Origin of the sequence: Novosphingobium sp. fls2-241-R2A-195, from assembly GCF_030209485.1 — a bacterium.
Lineage (GTDB): Bacteria > Pseudomonadota > Alphaproteobacteria > Sphingomonadales > Sphingomonadaceae > Novosphingobium > Novosphingobium resinovorum.
This window is the reverse complement of the sequence record NZ_JARVRY010000034.1, coordinates 43,648-62,934: the sequence shown is the minus strand read 5'-3', so window position 1 is coordinate 62,934 and position 19,287 is coordinate 43,648. Positions and strand designations below refer to the sequence as shown.

The window sequence follows — 19,287 nt, the reverse complement described above, 5'->3', positions numbered from 1 at the left end:
GGTATGGATGGGGCTTCGACAAGTTGCGCTGCGACCCTTCGACAAGCTCAGGGTGAGCGGGGTTAGCGGTGAACCTCTCCATTCCGCTCAGGCTGAGCTTGTCGAAGTCTGCTCGGGCACAAAAGTCCGGAACGACGAATACTTCCCCAATTCCAAGGCAGTCTCTAAGTCAGGTCGCATGAGCAGCGTGATCCGAATCCCCTCCCCGCGTTCCGTGATCGACCGGCGCGAACTTGTGCAGACGATCGAGAAGCTGGTGGATGCCTACGGCGCCGCCAAGGGACGGCGTTATATCGTCGAAACGCTGCGCACCGCGCTGGCCGACGGACGCGCGGAAATCGCCCGCCGCCTCGACGCCAAGCCCTCGGCCGGGCACGAGGTCGCCGAGGCGCAGGCGTTCCTGACCGACCAGCTGATCCGCGTGATCCACGATCACATCGTCACCAACGTCTACCCGGCCGGAAACCGCTCCAAGGGCGAGCGGCTGACGATCATGGCGGTGGGCGGCTATGGCCGCGGCGAGATGGCCCCCCATTCCGACGTGGACATCGCGTTCCTCACCCCGATCAAGCAGACGCCGTGGTGCGAGCAGGTGATCGAGGCGATGCTCTATTTCCTGTGGGATCTGTCGCTCAAGATCGGCCATTCCAGCCGCTCGCTCGACGACATGGTGCGCATGTCGAAGTCGGACCTGACGATCCGCACCGCGATGCTGGAAGGCCGCTACGTCTGGGGCGATCAGGACTTGTACGAGGAGGCCCGCGCCCGCTTCTTCAAGGACGTCGTCTCCGGCACCGAACGCCAGTTCGTGGTGGAAAAGCTGGCCGAGCGCGAGGAACGCCACAAGCGCATGGGCGACAGCCGCTACGTCGTCGAGCCCAACGTCAAGGAGGGCAAGGGCTCCTTGCGGGACCTTCACGCGCTCTACTGGATCGGCAAGTACATCCACAAGGTCCGCTCCCCCGCCGAACTGGTCAACGTGGGGCTGCTGACGGCCAAGGAATACCGCAGTTTCCGCCGCGCCGAGAATTTCTTCTGGGCGGTGCGCTGCCACCTTCACACCATCACCCGCCGCGCGGAAGACCGCCTGACCTTCGATCTCCAGCGCGAGGTGGCGGCGCGCATGAACTTCTCCGACCGGCCTGGCAAGAGCGCGGTCGAACGGTTCATGCAGATGTTCTTCCTGCAGGCCAAGGTCGTCGGCAGCCTGACCGGCGTGTTCCTCGCGCAGCTCGACGAGCAGTTCGCCAAGCGCCAGCCGCGCGGGCTGCTGGCGGGTTTTCGCGCCCGCGAACGGCTGCTCAAGGGCTACAAGGTGTTCGGCGGCCGTCTGCGCGCGCCCTCGGACGACTGGTTCGAGAGCGATCCGGTCCGGATGATCGAGATCTTCGTCCTCGCCGAGCGCGAAGGCCTGGAAATCCACCCCGAAACACTGCGCCTGATCTCGCGCGATGCCGCGCTGATCAAGGACGACGTGCGGCACGACAAGCGCGCCAACGAGCTGTTCATGGAACTGCTCACCAGCCGCCGGAACCCCGAAGTCGCGCTGCGCAGTTTCAACGAGGCGGGGGTGTTCGGCCGCTTCGTCACCGAATTCGGCCGCGTCAACGCGCAGATGCAGTTCGACATGTACCACCACTACACGGTGGACGAGCACACCATCCGCGCCATCGGCCTCGTCTCGCGCATCGAGAAGGGCGAGCTGAAGGACGACCATCCCCTCGCGCATGAAGTGATCCACAAGGTCCGCTCGCGACGGGCGCTCTACGTCTCGGTGCTGCTCCACGATATCGCCAAGGGCCGCAAGGGCGACCACTCGGTGCTGGGCGCAGAGATCGCGCTCAAGCTGTGTCCGCGCTTCGGGCTGGACGAGGAGGAGACCGAACTGGTCTCCTGGCTGGTGCGCCATCACCTGCTGCTCTCCGCCACTGCGATGAAGCGCGATCTGTCGGACGGCAAGACCATCGCCGACTTCGTCGAGGTCGTGCAGTCGGTCGATCGCCTGCGCCAGCTGACGGTGCTCACCATCGTCGACATCCGCGCGGTTGGGCCGGGCACCTGGAATTCGTGGAAACGCCAGCTGATCGCCACGCTCTACGGCGCAGCCGAGGAACGCCTGCGTCTGGGCCATGCCGAATTCGGCCGTCCCAAGCGGGTCGAGGCCAAGAAGGCCGCGGTCGAGGCGATGGGGGGCGCCTATGCCGCACTGGTCGAGAAGGTCGGCGCGATCCTCGGCGACGCCTACTGGATCGCCGAGCCCGAAGACGTCATCGCCCGCAACCTCATCCAGCTCGATGCTTCGGACGACGAACCGCTATCGATCTCGACCGAATATTACCCGGCCCGCGGGGCGACGCTGGTGACCGTGATCGCCTCGGACCACCCCGGCCTGTTCTACCGCATCGCCGGGGGCATCCATCTGGCGGGCGGCAACATCATCGACGCGCGCATCCACACCACCCGCACCGGCCGCGCAGTCGACAACTTCCTTGTGCAGGACCCGCTGGGCCGCCCATTCATGGAGTATGGGCAACTGCGCCGCCTCGAACTCACCATCGAGAACGCGCTCGCCAACCGCATCAAGATCCTGCCGCAGCTGGTCGCCAAGCCTGACGCGCGCCCGCGCGCCGACGCCTTCGACGTGCGCCCGCGCGTCGTGTTCGACAACAAGGCGTCGAACCGCTTCACCGTGGTCGAGATCAACGCGCGCGACCGCCCGGCGCTGCTCAACCGGCTGGCGCATGCGCTGTTCGAATCCAAGCTGATGGTCCACTCGGCCCATATCGCGACATATGGCGAACGGGCGGCGGACACCTTCTACGTGACGGACCTGCTGGGCGAGAAGATCACCGCCGCTCCGCGCATAAAGGCGATCGAGCGGCGTCTGCTGGAGGCCACCAGCGAGCCGAGCCTGGAGGAAGCGGTGGCGTGAGGAGAAGATCCCACCCCCAGCCCTTCCCGCAAGCGGGCGGGGAGAACAACGACACGATACCCCTCCCGCAAGCGGGAGGGGCGCGAGACTTGGGCCACAGGCCCTAGTCGCAGCAGGGTTGGGCGCTTTCGCAACCTCTCGCAAATGCACATTGAAAGAAACCACACACTGCCCCACATGTTGCACCGCAACAGGTTCCTCTCAGACAGGACGGCGCCGTGAACGCACCTGATCCCGATCCCCAATCCGTACTCGTGCTGCAGGGCGGCGGAGCCCTCGGCGCTTATCAGGCGGGCGTTTACGAAGCGTTGGCGACACGTGATATCGCTCCCGACTGGGTCGCGGGCATATCCATCGGCGCGATCAACGCCGCCCTGATCGCCGGAAACGCCCCTCGGGACCGCATCCCTGCACTCAAGAAGTTCTGGCATGGCATCTCGCGCGAACTGCAGTACCGCCTCGACGAACCGATCGGCTTCGCCCGCCGCGCCTTCAACGAGGCTTCGGCGCAATATGCCGCCACGATGGGCCTGCCCGGCTTCTTCACCCCGCGCTGGCCGATGCCTTTGCCCGAGTGGCCGAACCATCTTTCGCGCCTGAGCTATTACGACACCGCGCCGCTGCGCCAGACGCTCCTCGACCTCGTCGATTTCGAACGCCTCAACAGTGCGGAAACCCGCTTCAGCGTCGGCGCCGTCAACATGCTCAAGGGCAACTTCGCCTACTTCGACAATACCGAGCGCACCATCGGCCCCGAGCACATCATGGCGAGCGGCGCCCTGCCCCCGGGCTTCCCGCCGGTGGAAATCGACGGCGAATGGTACTGGGACGGCGGCCTCGTCTCCAACACGCCGCTGCAATACGTGCTCGACAACCGTTCGATGCAGGAGATGAACGTCTACCAGGTGGACCTGTTCTCCTCGCGCGGGATCATCCCGACCTCGATGGCCGACATCGCCCAGCGCGAGAAGGACATCCGCTTTTCCAGCCGCACCCGGCTCAATACCGACACCTCGAAAGCCCTCCAGAAACTGCGCGCCGCCGCCAAGCGCCTCGCCCGCAGACTGCCCGAGGAATTCCAGGACGACCCCGATCTCGCCCGCCTGCTCGACTGCCGCCCGGCAGGCGCGGTCGCGGTGATGCACCTCATCAACCGCGCGCACGGTTACGAGACGAACTCCAAGGACTACGAGTTTTCGCGCCTGACCATCGACGAGCACTGGCATTGCGGCCATGTCGACGCCGAGCATTCGCTGCGCCATCCGGACTGGGTGAACCGCGACATCGACCCCGATGAAATCGTGACTTTCGACCTTGCCGGAGACCGTGCGGGCGGCCGCCTGAAACATCCCCTCGCCTCGAATTCTTCAAATGGAGCAGCAGCATGAAGCTCAAGGACAAGGTCTGCATCGTCACCGGCGCCGCCAGCGGCATCGGCAAGGCCATCGCCGACATCTACGCCGGCGAAGGCGGCAGGGTGGTGATCGCCGACCTCAACCTCGAAGCGGCGCAGAAGGCCGCAGACGACATCGTCGCCAGCGGCGGGCAGGCCATGGCCGTGGCGATGGACGTCACCAGCGAGGAGCAGGTGAACGACGGCGTCGCCAAAGTCGTCGCGGCCTGGGGCACGGTGGACGTGCTGGTCTCCAACGCCGGCATCCAGATCGTCAACCCGGTGGAGAACTACGCCTATTCCGACTGGAAGAAGATGCTGGCGATCCACCTCGACGGTGCGTTCCTGACCTCGAAGGCGGTCTTGCCGCACATGTACGCGCAAGGGTCGGGCTCGGTGATCTTCATGGGCTCGGTGCACTCCAAGGAGGCCAGCCCGCTCAAGAGCGCCTATGTGACCGCCAAGCACGGTCTGCTGGGCCTCTCCCGCGTGATCGCCAAGGAAGGCGGCAAGAAGGGCGTGCGCACCAACGTGATCTGCCCCGGCTTCGTGCGCACCCCGCTGGTGGACAAGCAGATCCCCGAGCAGGCCAAGGAACTGGGTATTTCCGAGGACGAAGTCGTCGCCCGCGTAATGCTGGGCGGCACCGTCGACAGCGAGTTCACCACCGTGGACGATATCGCGCAGGTGGCGCTGTTCTTTGCCGGCTTCCCGACCAACGCGCTGACCGGCCAGTCGCTGGTGGCGAGCCACGGCTGGTTCATGGAGTAAGAGGAAGCGCGCCGCGCAGCTTTCTCATCCCCTTGCTCTCTGTCATCCCCGCGAAGGCGGCGACCCAATTGATGACCGGGCAATACGACAAGGCATCAGATGAGTTCCCGCCTTCGCGGGAATGACGTCAAAGAGAAAATGGCGAGTGGCCGCTCTCGACCGCTCGCCTTGTCACTTTACCCGATCAGCGCTTCGGCGATCTGCACTGCGTTGAGCGCCGCGCCCTTGCGCAAGTTGTCGTTCGACAGGAACAGCGCGAGGCCGTTCTCCACGCCCGGATCCTTGCGCACGCGGCCAACGAAGACCGGATCCTTGCCGGTGGCTTCCAGCGGGTTGGGCACTTCGGTCACCACCACGCCCGGCGCGCTGCCCAGCAGTTCGAGCGCACGCTCGACGCTGACGGGACGCTCGAACTCGGCATTGATCGAGAGCGAGTGGCCGGTGAACACCGGCACGCGCACGCACGTACCCGAAACCGGCAGGCCCGGGATTTCGAGGATCTTGCGGCTTTCGTCGCGCAGCTTGATCTCTTCCTCGGTGTAGCCGTCCTCGGCATAGACGTAGTTCAGCGGCACGACGTTGTGCGCCATCGGCACCGCCCACTTCTTCGCCTCGGGCAGCAGCGGCGCGGTATCGCCGGCGGCGAGTTCGCGGGTACGGTCGCCGACGTGCTCGATCTGGCTGGCCAGCACCTCGATGCCTTCGAGACCACCGCCCGACACCGCCTGATAGGTCGAGACGATCAGGCGCTTGAGCCCAGCCTCGTCATGGAGCGGACGCAGCACCGGCATCGCCGCCATGGTGGTGCAGTTGGGGTTGGCGACGATGCCCTTGGGCAGGTTCGCCAGCGCATGCGGGTTCACTTCGGCGACGACCAGCGGCACCTCCGGGTCCGAACGGAAGGCCGAGGAGTTGTCGATCACGATCGCCCCCGCCGCAGCGGCCTTGGGCGCAAGTTCCCTGGCGGTCGAACCACCGGCAGAGAACAGCACGACGTCGAGCCCCGAGAAATCGGCGGTCGCCGCATCCTCGACGACCACGCCGTCGATTGCCTTGCCCGCCGAACGGGCCGAAGCGAAGAGGCGAAGCTGGGCGACGGGGAAATTGCGCTCGGCGAGGATCTCGCGGATCATCGAACCGACGAGCCCGGTCGCGCCGACGACGCCGACGTTGAGCTTCTGACCGGGGGTAAACTTAGCTGCCATGACCTATGCGTCTCCTACCTGGTAGTGGAGCAGCGCGAGGGTCTGGTGTCTTCGTTAGGAGAGCCCCGCGTGCCGTTAAGTGCGGGGTGAGTGTCGCTCCGTGCCGTTCAGTACCAGCACACCGACGCCCACCGCGCGGACGCGGTCGGTTTCGGGGTGGTAATAATGATCGGCTTCACGAACATGAGCGCGCCACTAGCGGCAAGCGCGGTCGGTGTAAATGGAATTTATGTTGCGCGTGCAGCGGGGGCTTCGACAGGCTCAGCCTGAGCGGCGTCGATAGACCAATTTGGAATTCCGCTCAGGCTGAGCTTGTCGAAGCCCCCGCGTTTTACGCGGCCCCCTGCAGCCGCTCCAACGCCGCATCGCGCCCGATCAACGGCAGCAGCGCGCCCATGTCGGGCCCATGCTCCATCCCCGTAAGTGCCTGCCGCAAAGGCAGAAACAGCGCCTTACCCTTGCGTCCGGTGGCGTCCTTGAGCGCCCCTGTCAGCGCCTTCCAAATCCCCTCGCCCCACTCCAGCCCGGCCAACGTATCGCACGCCTGCGCGCAATAGGCCCGGTCCTCATCGGACATATCCCCCGCAGCCACCGGCCCGGTCACGACCGCCCACCAGTCGGCCGCCTCGCCCACTTTGGCGAGGTTCGGACGAATCGCTTCCCAAGCCGCCGCGTCCATCCCCTCGGGCAGCCGCGCGGCCACGGCATCGAAGCTGAGCGCATGGACCACGGCCGCGTTGACGCGCTCCAGTTCCGCCTCGTCGAACCGCGCCGGTGCGCGGCCGAAGTGCGAAAGATCAAAGGCCCCCGCCAGCTCCTCCAGCCCCAGCGCCGCATCGACCGGATCGCTCGTCCCAAGCCGCCCGAGCAGCGCCACCAGCGCCTGCGGCTCGATCCCGACTTCCCGCAGATGCGCGACGCCCAGCGAGCCGAGACGCTTCGACAGCTTCCCCTCGGTGCCCACCAGCAGCGCCTCGTGCGCGAACGCAGGCACCGGAGCGCCGAGCGCGGTGAACATCTGCACCTGCGCGGCCGTGTTGGACACATGGTCCTCGCCGCGCAGGATGCCGGTGACGCCCATGGCGATGTCGTCGATCACCGAGGGCAGCATGTAGAGCCACGAGCCGTCGGCGCGGCGCACGACGGGATCGCTCATCTGCGCGGCGTCGAACTTCTGCGCTCCGCGCACGCCGTCCTCCCAGCCGATCGGCTCGTCATGGTCGAGCAGGAAGCGCCAGTGCGGCAGGTCCCCGGCAGCGATCTTCGCGGCCTTTTCCTCGGCCGAAAGCTTCAGCGCCGCGCGGTCGTAGATCGGCGGAAGACCGCGGCCCAGCAGCACCTTGCGGCGCAAATCCAGTTCCTGCGGCGTCTCCCAGCACGGATAGACCCGGCCCGCTGCTTCCAGCTTCGCGAAGCCTTCCTCGTAGACGGCAAAGCGCGCGGACTGGCGCTCCTCGCCTTCGGGATTGAGGCCCAACCAAGCGAGATCGGCACGGATCGCCTCGACATATTCCTCTTTCGAGCGCGCCGCATCGGTATCGTCAATGCGCAGCAGGAAACGCCCGCCTGCCTGTTTCGCGAGCAGGAAGTTGTGCAGCGCCGTACGGATATTGCCGACGTGAAGGTGCCCGGTGGGCGAGGGAGCGAAGCGTGTGACGGTCATGGCGCCCGCGATTACGGGGCGCTGGCCGTCAGGTCAATTTCGGCGCGCAAATGCCCACTTCGCCGCCAGCGCCGCGAAGCCCGCCAGCAGCCCCCAGAACGCCGAGCCCACCCCCAGCAGCGAGACACCCGATGCCGTGGCGGCGAACGTCAGGATCGCAGCATCACGTTCGCTCTTCTCGACCAGCATCTGCTCGACCGCGCCCGACAGCGGGGCGATCAGCGCGATTCCCGTCAGCGCGGCGATTGCAGAAGCCGGCATCGCCAGGAAAAACAGAACCAGCGGCGTCGCGAACAGCGCCAGCACCAAGTATAAGCCCGCGTAGATAACGCCGACGATCCAGCGTCCTGCAGCATCGGGATGCGCGTCCGAGCCCGTACAGATCGCGGCAGTGATCGCCGCAAGATTCACGCCATGCGCACCGAAAGGAGCCAGCACCAGCGTCGCGAGGCCGGTCCCCAGCAAGAGCGGGCGAGGCGTCGGTGCATACCCCGCCGAACGCAGCACGACGAGACCGGGCAAGTTCTGCGACACCAGCGTCACGAGGAACAGCGGCACACCGATAGACGTCACGGCCCGCCAGTCGAATTGCGGGACGACGGGCTGCAGGCTGCCCAGCAAGGGGCCGCCGTGGTGTCCGGCCAGATCGCCGCGCAGCAGCAGCACGGCGATGCCCGCGCCCAGCACGAGCAGCAGCGCGTAGAGCGGCAAGCGCTGGCGGGCGATCACGAAGACCGCCAGCAACACGCAGACCAGCAGCACGTCGCTTTCGAGTGTGCGGAACAGTTGCAGACAGAACGGCAGCAGCACGCCCGCCAGCATGGCCGAAGCCACGGAGGCCGGAATTCGGCGTGCCGCCCGCTCCAGCACAGGCACCACGGCAAGAATGCACATCATCGCTGCGGCCGCCACGAAAGCGCCGATCGCGACCGGCCAATTGACCGACCCTGCACTGGCAACGAGCAGGGCCGCGCCCGGCGTCGACCATGCCAGTACCACCGGCACGCGCAGGCGCAGTGACAGCAGCGCGCCGCAAACGGCTATGCCCAGACACAGCGCCGTGACCGCCGAGCCCACTTGCCCCGCGTCCGCTCCGAGGCCCCGCATGGCCTGGACGATGAGGGCGACGGTCCCCCCGAACCCGACGAGAGCGGCGATGAAGGCGGACGTCCAGGCGGCGAGCGGCGGAAAGCCGGATAGCGTACGGGAAGACATCGCCGCCCTATGACAGATTTCCCTTTCGAAGAAACCCGCGTCGATGTGCGATTTTTGGCACATACCTCAATCAAATAGGGCAAGAATTGACACAATTACATGTCTCTATGAGGTTTAAGATACTGCATTATAATGATAATTATCCGTAATAGGACAATTTGACCCGCCTCTCCCTCGCGAAGATAGTCACGCCCGTACGAGTCCGGCGACCGGCCGGGTGTCTCCCGGACACATTTCACGAATACGAGAAGCGAAACCCCATGCATTCAAGCTCACCCATAGCGGTCGCAAGCGAGGCGGCGTCATGAAAAAGGCGCTCAAGATCATCGGCTTTGCCGTTCTGGTGCTGGCCGTGGCAGGCCTTGCCTTCCTGTTCCGCCCGGTAAGCTGGGGCGGAAATCCCCAAGCCGAGAACGAGAAGCCGGTCGACGTCGTCCTCGTCGGCGGCGGCATCATGAGCGTTACGCTCGCCACTTACCTGCAGGAGCTGGAGCCGACCTGGAACGTCCATCTCTACGAACGCATGGACAATGTGGCGGAGGAAAGCTCGAACGGCTGGAACAACGCCGGCACCGGCCACTCGGGTTATGCCGAGATGAATTATACGCCGGAAAAGAACGGCAGGATCGAGACCGAAAAGGCCGTCGACATCGTCGAGAGCTTCGAAGTCTCGCGCCAGTTCTGGGCGCACGAAGTCGCCCAGGGGCGCCTGCCCGAGCCGTCGGCTTTCATCAACCCGACGCCGCACATGAGCTTCGTGTGGGGTGACGACAACATCGCCTACCTGAAGAAGCGCCGCGACGCGCTTGTGAAGAACCCGATGTTCTACAGCATGCAGTACACTACCGACCACGCGCAGATCGCGCAGTGGGCACCGCTGGTGATGCAGGGCCGCGACCCGGCGCAGAAGGTCGCCGCGACCTACATGCCGCTGGGCACCGACGTGAACTTCGGCGTGATCACCCGCAGCCTGACCCAATCGCTGCAGCGCAACCCCAACTTCCACCTCGGCCTGTCGACCGAAGTACGCGGGCTGCACCAGAACGCCGACAAGACCTGGAACGTCACGATCCACGATCTGAAGGCGAACAAGGATCATACGATCAAGTCGCGCTTCGTCTTCATCGGTGCGGGCGGCGCCTCGCTCAAGCTCCTCCAGCTTTCGGGAATTCCCGAGGCGAAGGACTACGCGGGTTTCCCGGTCGGCGGCCAGTTCCTGGCGTTCGAGACCCCGGCGGTCGCCGAAAGGCATCACGTGAAGGTCTATGGCCTCGCAGAGACCGGCGCCCCGCCGATGTCGGTGCCGCATCTCGACGCGCGCAAGCTCGACGGCAAGGCGGTGACCCTGTTCGGTCCCTTCGCGCTGCAGAGCACCAAGTTCCTCAAGAACGGCTCGTGGACCGACCTGTTCAACTCGGTCTACGATACCAATGTGGTGCCGATGACCAAGGTGGGGGTCGAGAACCTCGATCTCGTGAAGTACCTCGCCCAGCAGGCGTCGCTGACCGACGCCGACCGTCAGGCGCAGTTGGTGAAGTATTTCCCGCAGGCCAAGCGCAGCGACTGGAAGCTGATCACTGCGGGCCAGCGCGTCCAGATCATCAAGCGTGATCCCAAGAAGGGCGCAGTCCTGCAGTTCGGCACCGAGATCGTATCGGACAAGGACGGCACCATCGCGGCTTTGCTCGGCGCCTCGCCGGGCGCCTCGACCTCGCCGGGCATCATGCTCAAGGTGCTGGACAAGGCTTTCCCGCAGCAGACCAAGGGTATCTGGGCAGACAAGATCCGCGCCATGGTCCCCTCGATCGGCAGGAAGATCAACGACAGCCCGGCGCTCACCAACGAGATTCGCCGCATGACCAGCCAGGCGCTGCACTTGCCTTATCTGGAAGTGCCAGCAGACCTCATGCCTGCCGCAAAGGCTCCGGCGCCGAAGGCCAAAGCCGGGCACAATCTCAACGCCGAGGAACAGGCGCTCTAAGCATCTGACCCCGCGAAAGTTCGGGCGGTCGGAGCAATCCGGCCGCCCTTTTCGTATCTGAGCGCACAGCGGAAGGAAACATAAGCGCTACATTATTGCGATTGACTCGCATTTACAGTCAATTTAGGTGCGCGCAAAAGTCCAGCAACAATACTGAGGGTCTCTATGCGCCTGCCCGCCCGGCAATCCCTGCTCGCCAGCACGCTTCTGATCGCGCCTGCCCTTTGCGGCACGGCTCATGCCGAAGAGGCGGACACCGCGACGAATGCCGACACGATCATCGTCACCGCGGGCCTCGAACAGTCCAGTTCGGCCACCGCGCTGGCGCTGCCGGTCAAGGAAACGCCGCAGTCGGTCACCATAATTGACCGCAAGCGCATCGAGGATTTCGCGATCACCAACGTCAACGACCTGCTCGAACAGGCCGTGGGCGTGAATGTCGAGCGGGTCGAGACCGACCGTACCTATTTCTCCTCGCGCGGGTTCGACGTGTCGAACTTCCAGGTCGACGGCATCGGCCTGCCGCTGGCCTGGGGCATCCAGTTCGGCGACCTCGACACCGCTTTGTTCGAGAACGTCGAAATCGTGCGCGGCGCCAACGCGATCATGACCGGAATCGGCAACCCCTCGGCCACCATCAACTACGTGCGCAAGCGGCCGACCGACGAGCTGAAGTTCACCGGTTCGGCGCAACTGGGCACGCGCGACTACTGGCGCGCCGAGGGCGATGCCAACATCCCTCTCACCGACACGCTGGCTGTGCGCGCGATCTACGCGCACGAGGACCGCGACGGCTACCTTTCGTACAACCACGTCAACCGCGACGTCTACGGCGCCGTCCTGCGCTGGCAGGCCACCCCGTCCCTGCGCGCAACGGTGGGCTACACCCGGCAGGAAAACGACGCCGATGGCGTGCTGTGGGGCGCGATCCCGCTGGTCTACACCGACGGCACGCGCATCGACCTCAAGCGCTCGGCGACGACCTCGGCGGACTGGACCTACTGGAATACCAAGGACCAGAGCGTGTTCGGCGAACTGGTCTACGATTTCGGCGGAGGCTGGTCGGCCACCGGCATCGCGACCTACCGCCGTTTCCAGGAGAACGCCAAGCTGCTCTATGCCTACGGCTACCCTGACCGTGAGACCGGCGAGGGCGTCTACGGCATGGCCGGTATCTATCCTTCGGACTACAAGCAGTACCTTGGCGACGTCTACGTCTCCGGCCCGTTCCAGCTTTTCGGACGCGAGCACAAGCTGGCCTTCGGCGTCTCGGTCTCGAAGTCCGACGCCAAGGAGTACGAGAACTTCTCCGAGGATACCATCGTCTACCCAAGCCCTTCCGAATGGGGCGAGACCGGGATCCCCGAGCCCAGCTATCCCGGCAGCTACCTCGCCGCCGACTACAGTGACCGCCTGACCCGTGTGTATGGCGCCGCGCACCTCAGCCTGACCGACCGGCTCAAGGCCGTAGTCGGTGCCAGCGCGATGTGGATCAAGTCGACCGGCTTCTCCTACAACGCGGATCAGGCGCGCAAGGACAGCAAGGTCAGCCCTTACGTCGGCGCGGTCTACGACCTAACCCCGAACGTCTCGTTCTATGCCAGCTACACCGACATCTATAACCCGCAGGTCGAAGTGGGCATCGACGGCACGCGCCTCGATCCCGCGAAGGGCACCAGTCTGGAAGGCGGCATCAAGAGCACCTGGCTGGACGGGAGGCTTTACGCGACGGCTGCCGTATTCAAGGCCAAGCAGAAGGGCCTCGCCGAGTATGCCGGCTACTTCGATGAGGACGGCTGCCCCGTCGGCGTCGACGGCGTCGCCTGCAACGGCAAGGCGGGCGGCAGCTACTACGACCCGCAGGACACCACCTCGACCGGCTTCGAGGTGGAGCTTTCAGGCCAGGTCACGGACAACTGGACTCTATCGGGCGGCTTCACGTACCTCGACATCGAGAACGCCGACGGCGACGATACCCGCACCTGGATCCCGACCAAGTCCCTCAAGCTGGCGAGCACCTATTCGGTGCCTGAACTGAACGACCTCAAGCTGGGCGCACAGCTACGCGTGCAGAATGCGACGACGGCCGTGGTCAGCGACTTGTCCGCCTATGGCGGCGTCGAGGGAGACGTGACGCTGAAGCAGAAGGGCTACGCCATCCTCGATCTCATGGCCGGGGTGCGCGTGGTCGAGCACGTGCGCGCCAGCGTCAACGTGCGCAACGTCACGAACGCGAAGTACCTCAACAGCCTCAAGTGGGGCCAGGCCTTCTACGGTGCCCCGCGCAGCGCAGTGGTGACGCTGAGCGTCGAGTACTGAGAGCGAAAGCGAAGCAGGCAGCTCTATTTTGCCCGCCTCATGCCATCTGTTCGTCATTGCGAGCGCAGCGACGGATGGTGCCAAAAGCCGGCAAGCTTCCCGCCCCCTTACCCGCTCCGAAACGCGTGCGTGATCGGATAGCGCCGGTCGCGCCCGAAGTTGCGCGCGGTCAGCTTGACGCCGGGGGGCGACTGGCGGCGCTTGTACTCGGCACGGTGGAGCAGGAACTCCACGTGGCGCACAACGCCGTGCTCGAAGCCTTCGTTGACCAGTTGCGCCACGCTCTTGTCGTGCTCCACCAGACCCACGAGGATCGGATCAAGGACGTCGTAGGGCGGCAGGCTGTCGCAGTCGCGCTGGCCGTCGTACAACTCGGCGGTGGGATCACGGGTCAGCACGCCATCCGGCACCAGCGGACCACCCGGGCCGAGGCCGATGCGCGGAACCTGTCCGTTCCGCCAGCGCGCCAGCGCATAGACCGTGCTCTTGTACGCATCCTTGAGCGGCGCGTAGCCACCCGCCATGGTGCCATAAATCGCCGCATAGCCGACGCTCAGCTCGCTCTTGTTGGCGGTGGCGAGAAGCATAGGGCCGAACTTGTTGGACAGCGCCATCAAGCCCGCCCCGCGCACCCGCGACTGGAGGTTTTCCTCCGCCAGATCGCGCTGCGTGCCTTCGAATGCCTCGCCCAGCATGGCATCGAATCCATCGACGGCAGCGCCGATCGGCATCTCGGTATAGCGAATCCCCAGCACCTTGGCGCAGGCCGCCGCGTCGTCTAGGCTCTGCCCGCTGGTGAAGCGCGAGGGCATCATCACCCCCCAGACCCGGTCGGCCCCCAGCGCATCGACGGCGATGGCCGCGCAAGTCGCCGAATCGATACCGCCCGACAGGCCCAGAACCACGCCCGGAAAGCCGTTGCGCTTCACGTAGTCGCGTAAAGCGAGGACCATCGCACTGTAGATGTCCTCCGGATGCTGTGCGAGCGGCTCCAAGGCGCCGCGATCGCAGCGCCAGCCCTTGGCGGTCTTGGTCCAGCGGGTCTCCACGACCTGCTCCTCCCAGTCGCGCAGCTGCACCGCCAGCGCACCGTCGCCGTTCACCGCGAAGCTGGCCCCGTCGAACACCAGTTCGTCCTGCCCGCCGACGCGGTTGAGATAGGCCAGCGGCAGCCCGGTATCGACCGCGCGGCGCTTGGCCACGCCCTCGATGCGCAGGGCCTCCTTGTTGATCTCGTAAGGGCTGCCGTTGATCGAGATGAGGATTTCCGCTCCGAAATCGGCGAGATGGCGGCAGACCTCGTAACGCCAGATGTCCTCGCCCACCGGCACCCCAATCATCGTCCCGCGCAGGATAATCGGCTCTGGCAGCGGACCGGGCTGGAACAGGCGCATCTCGTCGAAAGTGCCGTAATTGGGCAGCTCGTGCTTCAGGCGAACTGCCGCGACTTTGCCCTGATCGAGCAAGGCCACTCCATTGTGCAGCGCACCATCGAGTACGAAGGCCGACCCGACCAGCATCGCCGGACCGTCACTGGCGGTCGATTCGGCGAGGTGCTGAAGCTGGGCCGCCGCGCGCTCGATCAGTGCGGGCTTGAGGATCAGGTCTTCTGGCGGATAGCCGATAAGGTGAAGTTCCGGGAAAACGACAAGGTCGCTGCCCTTCGCCGCCTCGCGCGCTGCCACAATGCCGGCGGCATTGGCGGGAATGTCCCCGACCGACTGGTTGAGCTGCGCGAGCGTGATCTTCAGCGTATCGGGCATGGCCCGGTTGATGCCCCGCCCCCGGAGGCAGTGCAAACAAAAACCCGCCCTTCGGTGAAGAGCGGGTCTTGCTGCTCCGCACCCGCGTAAACGCGTAATGCAGATACAAAAAACCCTCCCATCGGGGAGGGCTTCTGTCCGTCGTGAGACGGACTTTCCACAAGCCGGTTGGACCCGGAAGCGGAAAGCGGCGGGGGCCAGTGCACCGAAAGGTAGCGCCGAACCCCCGAGCCGATTACATCGCCTCGGACGCAGCCTCGGTCGGAACGTCGGTGGCGTCACCGGTCATCAGCTCCTCGGGAGCGGTCTCGACCGAATCCGTGGTAGCTTCGGCGGCGGGCTCACCACCGCAAGCAGCGAGCGACAGTGCGGCAACCGACGCGAACGCGGCGAAAGCAATCTTCTTCATGCGAATCCCCTTGCATTGTTTGGCGCATAGGCCAACGCTTGCAGGCAAGCCTGCAGTGGCATTCTTTAGACGAGACAATGGTGCAACGCAAATAGGAATACGACAGGCGGAAATCCGCAGAATTCCTAGGGCTTGCGCACATATAAAGATATCTTTATATGATCCGGCATGCGGATCGACCCTCTTCTGCGCGCTCTTTCGGAGCCGACGCGCCTGCGTATGCTGCGTCTGCTCGCACATATGGAGCTTGCCGTGGGGGAGCTTGCCCAAGTCCTCGGCCAGAGCCAGCCGCGCGTCTCGCGCCACATAAAGATTCTGTGCGACGCCGGATTGGCCGAGCGCCGCAAGGAAGGAAGCTGGGTCTTCCTGAGAATTGCCGTGTCCGAACAGGGCGAATCGTCGCTCGGCACGGCGGCCGCCAGTCTCCTCAACGTCGCCGAGCGTGACGACAGCCAGTTCGCCGCCCGCTGCGCCGAGGACCGCCGCCACCTCGCCGCGATCCGCGCCGGACGCGAGGCGAGCGCCGAGGCCTACTTCGCCCGCCACGCCGCCGAATGGGACACGCTGCGCCGTCTCCACGGCGCCGACGAGCCGGTCGAGGCCGCGCTGCTCCGCGCGCTGGGCGAGGAGACGATCGGCGGATTGCTCGACGTTGGCACCGGCACTGGGCGCATGGCACAGCTTCTGTCCGCGCGCGCGGGGCGCGTGACCGCGCTCGACAAGAGCCCCGAGATGCTGCGCATTGCCCGCGCCCGGTTGCAGGACCTGCCCGCCGACAAGGTCGATCTGGTGCAGGGCGACTTCACCGCCCTGCCCTTCGCGCCCGACGCCTTCGACACCGTGCTGTTCCATCAGGTGCTCCACTTCGCGCAGGATCCCGCCGTCGTGCTGACCGAGGCCGCGCGCGTGCTGCGCCCAGGCGGGCGCATCGCCGTCGTCGACCTTGCCGCGCACGAGCGCGAGGAAATGCGCGAGCGCCATGCCCACGCCCGTCTCGGCTTTTCGGACGAGCAGATGCTCGCCCACCTCGCTTCCGCGGGCCTTACCCCGGCCGAGCCCGTCGCTCTGCCGGGTGACCCGCTCACCGTTAAAATCTGGACTGCGCGGCGCGATGGTGTAACCGCGCGCCCTGAAAACCGAGAGACCGTTTGATGACCGCTTCCCCACGCGCCGCAGAAACCCCGATTTTCGCAGGGTTGCCCGGCGACATTTCCGTCTCCTTCGAATTCTTCCCGCCCAAGTCGGAGAAGATGGAGGAGCAGCTGTGGGACGCGATCACCCAGCTTGCCCCGCTCGACCCGGCGTTCGTGTCGGTAACTTATGGCGCGGGCGGCTCCACCCGTGAGCGCACCCACGCCACCGTTTCGCGGATCGTGAAGGAGACCGCGCTGGTCCCCGCCGCGCACCTCACCTGCGTCGCGGCCAGCAAGGGCGAGATCGACGAAGTGGTCGATCAGTACTGGGAAGCGGGCGTGCGCCACATCGTCGCGCTGCGCGGCGATCCGCCGCCGTCGGACGGCGGCCGCTTCGTGCCGCATCCCGAAGGCTATGCCAGCGCCGCGCAGCTGGTCGAAGGCATCCGCAGGCGCCGCGATTTCGAAGTCTCGGTCGCGGCCTATCCCGAAGTCCACCCCGAAGCAGTGAGCGCCGAGGCCGATCTCGACAACCTGAAGCGCAAGATCGACGCCGGCGCCACCCGCGCGATCACGCAGTTCTTCTTCTCGACCGACGCCTATTTCCGCTTCGTGGACAAGGCGCTGGCGGCAGGCATCACCGTACCGATCCTGCCGGGCATCATGCCGGTCACCAGCTTCGCCGCGATCCGGCGCATGTCCGGCAACACCGAGATCCCCGGCTGGCTGGAGACGATGTTCGACGGCCTCGACGATCGCCCCGGCCCGCGGGCGCTGGTCGCCGCCGTCGCGGCGGCGGACCTCTGCAAGCGCCTGTATGAAGGCGGGTCCCGCGATTTCCACTTCTACACCCTCAACCGCGCCGAGCAGGCTTACGCGATCTGCCAGCTTCTCGGCCTGCGTCCCGTCAAGGAACTTGTCGCATGAGCGTCCGTGAAACCTTCCTCGCCGAGGCAGCCAAGCGCATCCTCATCACCGACGGTGCGTTCGGCACCGAGATCCAGAACTGGAAGCTCTCGGAAGCCGACTACGCGGGCGACCTCGGCCTGTCCCACGACCAGAAGGGCAACAACGACATCCTCGCGCTGACCAAGCCCGAGGTGCCCGAATCCATCCACCGCGCCTACTTCGAAGCCGGAGCGGACATCGCCGAGACCAACACCTTCTCGGCCAACCGCATCAGCCAGGCCGACTACGGCGCCGAGCATCTGGTTCGCGAGATCAACGTCGAATCGGCCAAGCTGGCCCGCCGCCTCGCTGACGAATATCAGGCAAAGGATGGCCGACCGCGCTTCGTGGCGGGCGCGATCGGGCCGACCAACAAGACGCTCTCGCTCAGCCCCGACGTCAACGATCCAGGCTACCGCGAGATCGATTGGGACACGCTGGTCGATGTCTACAAGGAACAGGCTGCGGCCCTCGTCGAAGGCGGCGCGGACTTCATCCTGATCGAGACGGTGTTCGACACCCTCAACGCCAAGGCGGGCGTGATGGCGGTGCGCTATCTCGAACAGGACCTCGGCCGCGAAGTGCCGATCATGCTGTCGATGACGCTGACCGACCTGTCGGGCCGCAACCTCTCGGGCCACACGGTCGAGGCGTTCTGGCACGCGGTGCGCCATGCCAAGCCCGTCACCATCGGCCTCAACTGCTCGTTCGGCGCGACGCAGCTGCGCCCGCACGTGAAGACGCTGTCGGAAATCGCCGACACGCTGATCATGATCTACCCCAACGCGGGCCTGCCCAACGAACTGGGCGCCTATGACGAAATGCCGGACACCACGGCGGGCTTCGTCGGCGAGTGGGCGATCGCGGGTCAGGTCAACGTGCTGGGCGGCTGCTGCGGCTCGACCCCGGCGCACATCAAGGCCATCGCCGACAAGGTGACCGGCATGGCGCCGCGCCATCTGCCCGAGCTGCAGCCAGTAACGCGCCTGGCTGGCCTTGAACCCTTCACGATGCCCTCCTCTACGGCCGTCTGATGGATTCGCTACCGATTTGGCGCCTGCGTCCGGCCAGGCCGGACGACGCCGACGCGCTTGCGCTCGTGGGCGCGGCGACGTTCCTCGAAAGCTTCGCCGGGCTGATCGACGGGGCCGGCCTCGTCGCGCACTGCGCCAAGCAGCATTCGGCCGATGCCTACCGCGCTTATTTCGCCAAGGGCGCGAAGGCGTGGCTGGCAGAGATCGAGCCCGGCGGCGCGCCGGTGGGCTATGCGCTGCTGTGCGAGCCCGAGATCGAGCATGCGCAGCCCGGCGATATCGAGCTGAAACGCATCTACCTGCTTTCACGCTTCCAGGGTTCGCCCATTGCCAGTTCGCTGATGCAGGCGGTGATTGCCGAAGCGGCGGGGGCGACGCGCCTGCTGCTCGGCGTCAAGGACGACAACCACCGCGCCTTCTCCTTCTATGCCAAACACGGCTTCGAGACGATCGGCACCCGCCGTTTCGACGTGGGCGGCAAGACCTACGATGACTTCGTGCTCGCACGACCGCTCTGACCT

General features: G+C 65.6%; 14 protein-coding genes. 9 read left to right on the top strand and 5 right to left on the bottom strand.

The window, feature by feature from the left end; all coding sequences use genetic code 11:
- The first annotated feature begins 178 nt into the window (after nt 1-178).
- The 3 genes from QRN25_RS23560 to QRN25_RS23550 all read left to right on the top strand — a co-directional run bounded on the left by QRN25_RS23560 (nt 179) and on the right by QRN25_RS23550 (nt 5,096).
- Nucleotides 179-2,932, top strand: coding sequence for a [protein-PII] uridylyltransferase (locus QRN25_RS23560; RefSeq protein WP_285021773.1), 2,754 nt, complete (start codon nt 179-181; stop codon nt 2,930-2,932).
- A 218-nt stretch (nt 2,933-3,150) separates the two neighbouring features.
- On the top strand, nt 3,151-4,320 hold the full coding sequence (locus QRN25_RS23555; protein ID WP_271181292.1) for a DUF3734 domain-containing protein: 1,170 nt from the start codon (nt 3,151-3,153) through the stop codon (nt 4,318-4,320).
- Nucleotides 4,317-5,096, top strand: a complete 780-nt coding sequence (locus QRN25_RS23550; protein WP_271181291.1) for a 3-hydroxybutyrate dehydrogenase — start codon at nt 4,317-4,319, stop codon at nt 5,094-5,096. Before QRN25_RS23555 ends, QRN25_RS23550 begins: the two co-directional genes overlap by 4 nt.
- A gap of 176 nt (nt 5,097-5,272) precedes the next feature.
- Here the strand turns inward: QRN25_RS23550 and QRN25_RS23545 are convergent, their stop codons facing one another.
- The 3 genes from QRN25_RS23545 to QRN25_RS23535 all read right to left on the bottom strand — a co-directional run bounded on the left by QRN25_RS23545 (nt 5,273) and on the right by QRN25_RS23535 (nt 9,179).
- The gene (locus tag QRN25_RS23545; RefSeq protein ID WP_271181290.1) at nt 5,273-6,301 is read right to left on the bottom strand and encodes an aspartate-semialdehyde dehydrogenase; all 1,029 of its coding nucleotides are present in this window, start codon (nt 6,299-6,301) and stop codon (nt 5,273-5,275) included.
- 331 nt (nt 6,302-6,632) lie between these two features.
- The gene (gltX, locus tag QRN25_RS23540) at nt 6,633-7,964 is read right to left on the bottom strand and encodes a glutamate--tRNA ligase (RefSeq protein ID WP_285021769.1); all 1,332 of its coding nucleotides are present in this window, start codon (nt 7,962-7,964) and stop codon (nt 6,633-6,635) included.
- Nucleotides 7,965-7,997: 33 nt separating this feature from the next.
- On the bottom strand, nt 7,998-9,179 hold the full coding sequence (locus QRN25_RS23535) for a benzoate/H(+) symporter BenE family transporter (protein ID WP_285021767.1): 1,182 nt from the start codon (nt 9,177-9,179) through the stop codon (nt 7,998-8,000).
- Between the two features lie 304 nt (nt 9,180-9,483).
- On the opposite strand from QRN25_RS23535, the gene mqo reads away from it, so the two are divergent.
- Together mqo and QRN25_RS23525 are read left to right on the top strand one after the other, a co-directional pair.
- Nucleotides 9,484-11,160: a malate dehydrogenase (quinone) gene (gene mqo / locus QRN25_RS23530; protein WP_285021765.1), complete on the top strand. Its 1,677-nt coding sequence runs from the start codon at nt 9,484-9,486 to the stop codon at nt 11,158-11,160.
- Between the two features lie 165 nt (nt 11,161-11,325).
- Entirely contained in the window at nt 11,326-13,479 is a 2,154-nt protein-coding gene (locus QRN25_RS23525; protein ID WP_285021763.1) for a TonB-dependent siderophore receptor, read from the top strand.
- Between the two features lie 107 nt (nt 13,480-13,586).
- On the opposite strand, the gene QRN25_RS23520 is transcribed toward QRN25_RS23525, so the two are convergent.
- Both QRN25_RS23520 and QRN25_RS23515 read right to left on the bottom strand, forming a co-directional pair.
- Complete coding sequence (locus tag QRN25_RS23520; RefSeq protein ID WP_285021762.1) at nt 13,587-15,242, bottom strand: NAD+ synthase; 1,656 nt, start codon at nt 15,240-15,242, stop codon at nt 13,587-13,589.
- 235 nt (nt 15,243-15,477) lie between these two features.
- Complete coding sequence (locus QRN25_RS23515) at nt 15,478-15,651, bottom strand: hypothetical protein (protein WP_170065941.1); 174 nt, start codon at nt 15,649-15,651, stop codon at nt 15,478-15,480.
- Nucleotides 15,652-15,819: 168 nt separating this feature from the next.
- Between QRN25_RS23515 and QRN25_RS23510 the strand changes: the two genes are divergently transcribed.
- Genes QRN25_RS23510 through QRN25_RS23495 form a run of 4 tightly spaced genes read left to right on the top strand, consistent with a single transcriptional unit; the run spans nt 15,820 to nt 19,284 of the window.
- Nucleotides 15,820-16,803, top strand: a complete 984-nt coding sequence (locus tag QRN25_RS23510) for an ArsR/SmtB family transcription factor (RefSeq protein WP_271181284.1) — start codon at nt 15,820-15,822, stop codon at nt 16,801-16,803.
- Nucleotides 16,803-17,711, top strand: coding sequence for a methylenetetrahydrofolate reductase [NAD(P)H] (gene metF / locus QRN25_RS23505; protein WP_285021759.1), 909 nt, complete (start codon nt 16,803-16,805; stop codon nt 17,709-17,711). The genes QRN25_RS23510 and metF overlap by 1 nt, the downstream gene beginning before the upstream one ends.
- On the top strand, nt 17,708-18,766 hold the full coding sequence (locus QRN25_RS23500) for a homocysteine S-methyltransferase family protein (protein WP_271181282.1): 1,059 nt from the start codon (nt 17,708-17,710) through the stop codon (nt 18,764-18,766). The genes metF and QRN25_RS23500 overlap by 4 nt, the downstream gene beginning before the upstream one ends.
- A complete protein-coding gene (locus QRN25_RS23495; protein ID WP_285021757.1) occupies nt 18,766-19,284 on the top strand; it encodes a GNAT family N-acetyltransferase in 519 nt (172 codons plus the stop codon). Before QRN25_RS23500 ends, QRN25_RS23495 begins: the two co-directional genes overlap by 1 nt.
- Nucleotides 19,285-19,287 lie beyond the last annotated feature (3 nt).

Excerpts from the sequence above, each read along its gene's own strand:
- QRN25_RS23560 (WP_285021773.1), top strand. The coding sequence starts at position 179 with ATGAGCAGCGTGATCCGAATCCCCTCCCCGCGTTCCGTGATCGACCGG.
- QRN25_RS23550 (WP_271181291.1), top strand. The coding sequence starts at position 4,317 with ATGAAGCTCAAGGACAAGGTCTGCATCGTCACCGGCGCCGCCAGCGGC.
- QRN25_RS23545 (WP_271181290.1), bottom strand. The coding sequence starts at position 6,301 with ATGGCAGCTAAGTTTACCCCCGGTCAGAAGCTCAACGTCGGCGTCGTC.
- gltX (WP_285021769.1), bottom strand. The coding sequence starts at position 7,964 with ATGACCGTCACACGCTTCGCTCCCTCGCCCACCGGGCACCTTCACGTC.
- QRN25_RS23535 (WP_285021767.1), bottom strand. The coding sequence starts at position 9,179 with ATGTCTTCCCGTACGCTATCCGGCTTTCCGCCGCTCGCCGCCTGGACG.
- mqo (WP_285021765.1), top strand. The coding sequence starts at position 9,484 with ATGAAAAAGGCGCTCAAGATCATCGGCTTTGCCGTTCTGGTGCTGGCC.
- QRN25_RS23525 (WP_285021763.1), top strand. The coding sequence starts at position 11,326 with ATGCGCCTGCCCGCCCGGCAATCCCTGCTCGCCAGCACGCTTCTGATC.
- QRN25_RS23520 (WP_285021762.1), bottom strand. The coding sequence starts at position 15,242 with ATGCCCGATACGCTGAAGATCACGCTCGCGCAGCTCAACCAGTCGGTC.
- QRN25_RS23515 (WP_170065941.1), bottom strand. The coding sequence starts at position 15,651 with ATGAAGAAGATTGCTTTCGCCGCGTTCGCGTCGGTTGCCGCACTGTCG.
- QRN25_RS23510 (WP_271181284.1), top strand. The coding sequence starts at position 15,820 with ATGCGGATCGACCCTCTTCTGCGCGCTCTTTCGGAGCCGACGCGCCTG.
- metF (WP_285021759.1), top strand. The coding sequence starts at position 16,803 with ATGACCGCTTCCCCACGCGCCGCAGAAACCCCGATTTTCGCAGGGTTG.
- QRN25_RS23500 (WP_271181282.1), top strand. The coding sequence starts at position 17,708 with ATGAGCGTCCGTGAAACCTTCCTCGCCGAGGCAGCCAAGCGCATCCTC.
- QRN25_RS23495 (WP_285021757.1), top strand. The coding sequence starts at position 18,766 with ATGGATTCGCTACCGATTTGGCGCCTGCGTCCGGCCAGGCCGGACGAC.